Annotated in this window: 4 protein-coding genes; 3 read left to right on the forward strand and 1 reads right to left on the reverse strand. The window is 68.6% G+C overall.

From position 1 onward, the window contains the following. Positions 1–250 precede the first annotated feature (250 nt). Positions 251–1,663 carry a condensation domain-containing protein gene (locus tag QH276_RS00115; RefSeq protein WP_280406532.1) on the reverse strand — a complete coding sequence of 471 codons (1,413 nt, stop codon included), beginning with the start codon at positions 1,661–1,663 and terminating at the stop codon, positions 251–253. A 272-nt stretch (positions 1,664–1,935) separates the two neighbouring features. Between QH276_RS00115 and QH276_RS00120 the strand changes: the two genes are divergently transcribed. The 3 genes from QH276_RS00120 to QH276_RS00130 all read left to right on the forward strand — a co-directional run. After that, positions 1,936–2,676: a thioesterase II family protein gene (locus tag QH276_RS00120; RefSeq protein ID WP_280399904.1), complete on the forward strand. Its 741-nt coding sequence runs from the start codon at positions 1,936–1,938 to the stop codon at positions 2,674–2,676. Between the two features lie 25 nt (positions 2,677–2,701). Then, a complete protein-coding gene (locus QH276_RS00125) occupies positions 2,702–4,024 on the forward strand; it encodes a polyketide synthase (RefSeq protein ID WP_280399905.1) in 1,323 nt (440 codons plus the stop codon). Continuing rightward, a partial coding sequence (locus QH276_RS00130; protein WP_280406533.1) for an acyltransferase domain-containing protein occupies positions 4,002–5,800 on the forward strand: 1,799 nt, incomplete at its 3' end. The genes QH276_RS00125 and QH276_RS00130, both read left to right, overlap by 23 nt.

Raw genomic sequence — 5,800 nt, forward strand, 5'->3', positions numbered from 1 at the left:
GCGGCGTCGGTATCGACCGCGACCACATCGTGCACAACTACTTCACTGCCGCCAAACACAACGAATTCGTCCTCGGCGGGGCAACGAACCACCTCCTCCCCCTGGCGCAATTCGTCCCCGAATCCGCTTAGCGGAGCCGGGGGGGGGGGGGGGGGGGGGGGGGGGGGCGCCCCCCCCCCCCCCCCCCACACCCCCCCCCCCCCCCCCCCCGCGGGGGGGGGGGGGGGGGGGGCCCCCCCCGCCGCGCCCGCTAAAATCGCCGCCCCCCCCCCCCCCCGTCTGGGGGGGGGGGGGGGGGGCCGGGCGGCCGCGGTTGTTCACCGGGCAGCAGCACATCAAGCGCGTCCGGGCCGGCCATCCCGATATCGGGGAGCTGCCGCAGCACCCGCGCCAGCCGGTCGGGCAGTTCGGCGGGGGCCAGCTGCCCCAGCAGGGTGGGTACGGCCTCGACCCCGAGCGAAAGCTCGCCGTCGAGTAGATAGGAGACCACGGCCAGCGGATAGTGAGTGAGGCCCTGCGATTCCAGCACCGTGCATTCGGTGCCGTCGGCCAGCGTCATCGGTCGCAGCAGATCTCCCACCGGCACGTTCTCGAAAACGAAGAGCGTGTCGAACAGCCCGCCCCGCCCCGCGGCGCGCTGGATCGCGGCGAGACCGAGATACCCGGCGTCGCGCATGGCGACCGCCTCGCGCTGGATGCGCCGGCACGCGGCGACCACATCGTCCGGTCCGTCGGTGGTATCGAGCCGGACGCGTACGGGGATCGTGTTGATGAACAACCCGATCATCGTCTCCACCCCGGTCAGCTCGTCCGGGCGACCCGAGACCGTGGTACCGAACACCACATCGCGCCGGTCGGTCAGCCGGCCGAGCAGCACCGACCACGCGTACTGCACCGCGGTGTTCAGCGTGAGCCCGTTGCGCCCGGCCCACTCCCGTAATCGCTCGGTATCGGCCGCGGAGAGCTTGCGCACGTGCACATCCGGCACGATCGTGTTGATCGTGGAATCCGCGCGCTCCCCCAGGATCAGCGGTTCGGCACCGGCCAGGTACTCGGTCCAGCGGCGCAGATCGGCCGCGGTATCGCGGGCGGCGAGCCAGCCGATGTAATCCCGGTACGGGCGCGGCGCGGGCAACTCCGCGACCGACCCGCCGGCCTGGTAGATCGCGTACATCTCGCGGAAGAACACCCCCACCGACCAGCCGTCCATCAGCAGGTGGTGGGCGGTCAGGATCATCCGGTGGGTGCCGTCGGTCATGGTTACGAACACCACCCGCAGGGCGGGGCCGCGGGCCAGATCGAATCCGGTGCGTGCCTCCGATTCGGCCAGCGCCGGGTAGTCGCGGGGATCGGCGGTGCGCTCGAACCAGGGCAGTACCACCGTGTTCGGCACGATCTGCACGGGTTTGGGCAGGTCCTTGTCCCAGAACGCGGCCCGGAGGTTGGGGTGGCGGCGCAGCACGGCCTCGATACTGCGGCGCAGCAGGTACCGGTCGACCGGACCGGTCATTCGGAGGGCGAACTGCATGGTGTAGAGATCGCCCTCGCCGGCCAGCCGGGCCAGCGAGTACAAGCCCTCCTGAAGCGGACTCAGCGCGAGAACGTCTTCGATCTCGGGGACCGGAACCCCCTCGGCCGAAGGTGTTTGCGTCTTCTCCGACATGAAGGCGACTCCTCAGCCGTTGTCCTGGACCTGGATCTCGCGCAGGCCGTCTCACGCTAGCGACTTAGGTTAGCCTATGCAAAAACCTATGTCAGCACCTCCTGACCATGCGGAGGAATCCACCTCGGCTACCACTGTCAACCGAGTGTAAATTACGGTAGCCTTACCTAACTATCGACGCCGCTGGGTCGGCGCATCGCCGTCCGGACCGCCCGACGGAACTTGCCTGGTTCGCCCGCACCGAGCGTGTGGACCACCCCCGAGGAGGATCTATGTCACCCGGACCGCGCTGGATTCGGCAGTTTCACAAGCCGGTTTCTCCCGCGAACCCTCCGCTGCTGATATTTCCGCACGTAGGCGCGGGCGCCTCCGCCTATCGCACGTTCTCAAAAGCCTTCAGCGCGCATTACGACGTTCACGTAGTGCAGTACCCGGGCCGGCAGGACCGAATCCACGAACCCGCCCCGGCGACCCTGCCCGAATTCGCCGTCGGCGCCTTCGCGGAATTCACTGATTCCGGTCACTCCCGCACTGTGCCGATCACAACATTCGGCCACAGCATGGGCTCGATCATCTCCTTCGAATTCGCCCGGCTCGCCGAGGCCGCCGGCTTCCGGATCCGGCGTGCCTATGTTTCGGCCGCGGTCGCGCCCTGCGTAGCGCACACCAAGGAGCCCGTCCCCAAGGAAGACGAGGCACTGCTCGACTTCCTGACCAGGTTGGACGGCACCAGCGGAGACGTGATGTCGAACCGCGACCTCATGCGGATGACGCTGCCGGTGGTCAAACAGGACTATCTCGCCTCGGAAAAGTACTCCTGCGAGGACGATGCCCGGATCAACGCGCCGATCCACGCGATCGGCGGCGACAACGATCCGATCGTCTCCCTCGCCGAGCTGAACGGCTGGCGCAAACACAGCGACGAAGTCGAGATCACGGTTTTCGAGGGTGGTCATTTCTACCTGCACAACTACGTCGAGGAACTGACCGAATTACTCACGCCCAGAGCGTGATCCCATCACCATTGCAAGGACGAGAATGATACCGACGGCCGGGCCGGACCGCGATCACATAGTAATTTCCGGAATGGCACTGGAGGCACCGGGCGGAATCGACACCCCGGCTTCCTATTGGTCGGCCCTGACGGATGCGCGCGAATTGATCGGGCCCTTCCCTCGCGACCGCGGCTGGCCGATCGAGGAGTTGCTGTCACTCGGCGACCGCGAGGGGTGGGGGCGGGTGAGCGATGCGGGCGGATTCCTGGAGCGCGCAATGGAATTCGATCCATCGTTCTTCGGTATGTCCCAGCGCGAGGCGCTGGCCTCCGACCCGCAACAGCGGGTGGGTCTGCGGGTCGCGTGGCGCGCCCTGGAGAACGCCGGGGTGAATCCCGGCGAGCTCGCCGGAGCGGAGGCCGGGGTGTATATCGGCGCCTCGCCGATGGAGTACGGGCCCAGCGGCAGCAGGATCAACGAGCACAACGGCTTCCGGACGGTCGGCTACGGCCAGTTGGGCGTGGCGGGCCGGATATCGCACGCCCTGGGGCTGATCGGTCCTTCGATGTGCATCGACTCGGCCTGCGCTTCCTCATTGGCCGCGTTGCATCTGGCCGTCTCCGCCCTGCGTATGGGCGAATGCGACTGGGCGATCGCCGGCGCGGTCTGCGTAATGAGTTCCCCGCGCGGTTTCTACGAATTCGCCAAGAACGGTGCGCTCGACCCGGACGGTCACTGCCGGGCCTATTCCGACGATGCCGCCGGGACGCTCTGGGGCGAGGGCGCCGTCGCGCTGCTCGTCGAACCGGAGTCGCGGGCACGGCGCCTGGGTCACCCGGTGTACGGGCGCGTGCTCGGCAGCTATACCAACCACAACGGTAAGGGCCGGCCGATCCTGGTGCCGCGCGCGCACGCCCAGGAGAAGCTGGTGCGGCGCACCGTGGAAATCGCCGGGGTGGACCCGGCCGATATCGGCATGGTCGAAGGGCACGGCACCGCCACCCGCGCCGGGGACGTCGCCGAGCTCACCGCACTGCAGAACACCTACGGTGCCGCGGGTGGCGACCCTGTCCTGGGGTCGGTGAAATCCAATGCGGGCCACGCCCAGGCGGCCGCGGGCATGCTCGGTCTCGCCAAGCTTCTGCTGGCCGGGCTGTACGGCACGATCCCGCCCACCCTCTACGCGGACAAACCCACCACCAAGGTCGATTGGAACCGGTCGGCGCTGCGACTGGCCGCCACCGCGCAACCCTGGGAACCGAAGAACGACATCCGCTACGGCGCCGTGTCCTCGTTCGGTGCGGGCGGCGCCAATGCCCACGCGATCATCGCCATACCCGCGGATGAGGAGTACGACCATTTCTGACTATCAACTCCCCGACGGGACCGTTCCGGTTCTGCTGTCGGCGCCGACACCTGACTTACTCGCCGCCGAGGCCGCGGATCTGCTCACCTACCTGGATGCCCGCCCGCACATCCCGGTGGGCCGGATCGCGGAAATGATCTTCCGCACCCGCGTGGCGCGCCGGTTCCGCGCCTTGGCGATGGTCGCCGATACCGCGGAACTGACCCACGCCCTCCGCGCCGTCGCCGCCGGCACCAGCCATTCGGCCGTCATCCGCTCCACTGAGCCGGGACGCGGAATCGCTTTCGTTTTTCCCGGTCAAGGTGGGCAGCGGCCGGGGATGGGCCGGCTCTTCTACGATCACCTTCCCGCCTACCGCGCCGAAGCCGATCGCTGCGATAACGCGTTCCGCGAATTCTTCGCGGAATCGCCGCTGGAATATCTACTCGACGCGACCCACCCCGCCGACAACCGTGCCCGCATCGTGCAACCGGCGCTTTTCACCCAGATGGCCGGCCTGGCGGCCGCTTGGCGCGCGGTAGGCGTAACACCGGCCGCGACCATCGGTCACAGCCAAGGCGAGATCGCCGCCGCGTACGTCGCGGGACGGATGAGCCTGTTCGATGCCATCCTGATCGTCGGCACCCGTGCCCGCGCGGTGGACAGCATCTCCTCCGACGACCACGCCATGGCCGTCGTCGCCGCCGATCGGGAAACCTGTGAGCGATTGCTCGCCCGGCTATCGGGCTGGGCCCAGGTGTCGGCCGTCAACTCCCCCACCATGACCGCCTTGTCCGGCGAACGCCCGGCCATCGCCGAAGTGGTCGACACCTGCACCCAGCAGGGCGTCTTCGCCCGGATGATCCCGGTGCGGTACCCGGCGCACACCGGCATGGTCAACGACTTACGTGACGTAATACGGGATGCGGCGCGCGACCGGCTCGAGAACCAGTACTTCACCGCCGGTACGGCTGTCTGCTTCGGCGGCACCCTGGGTGAGGAGCTCCCGGCCGGGACTGCTCTCGCGGACTACTGGTTCTGGAATCTGCGCAATCCCGTGCGGTTCGACAAAGCGGTTACCGCCGCGTCCGCCGCGGGTATCGGCACCTTCGTCGAGATTGCCGATCATCCCGCGCTGCGCCTGGCCATCGAGGAAAACCTCGCCGCGGACTCCGGGCCGGGCGCCCGGGTGGTGAGCACCTCGCAACGCGCGGCCACCGATTTGAGCGAATTCACCCGTAATCTGGCCGCTCTTCTGGTCGATGAGCCGGACTACCGCTGGCAGAGTCTGCGGGTCACGGACACGCCCCCGGCGCTGCCGCTGCCCGATTTCCCGCATGCCCGGATGAACGAGGTGCGGTTGTGGCTGCCGTACAACACCGATTCCTGGGACAACCAGCCCGTGGCGACGGTTTCGGCGGACCCGGCACCCGATGCTCACCCTGCGCAGCTGGTCGTCGAACGGTGGGTCCGGCTGTCCCGTCGAAGTTTGTCGCAGCCCAAACGCCTGGGTCTGGTCGACCATACGGGCGGTCGAGCCGAGCTCGTGGCGGCACTGGTGGCCGAGGCTGCGGATCAGGGTGCCACAACGCGCATCATCGACCCGGCTGCCGGCGCGGATACCACCGATATCGATACGCTCGTCGTGCTGCTTCCCCCCTACCCTGAACTCACCGCGGCCGCCGCTGCGGCCGCCGCCGCCGAGTTCTTCGGCGCCCGGGGCGGGGGGGGCGGGGGGGGCGGGGGGCTCGCCCCCCGCGGGGCCCGGACCCCCCGCCGGGGGGGGGGGAGGGGGGG

The sequence above is a fragment of the Nocardia carnea genome (assembly GCF_029869215.1).
Classification (GTDB): domain Bacteria; phylum Actinomycetota; class Actinomycetes; order Mycobacteriales; family Mycobacteriaceae; genus Nocardia; species Nocardia carnea_B.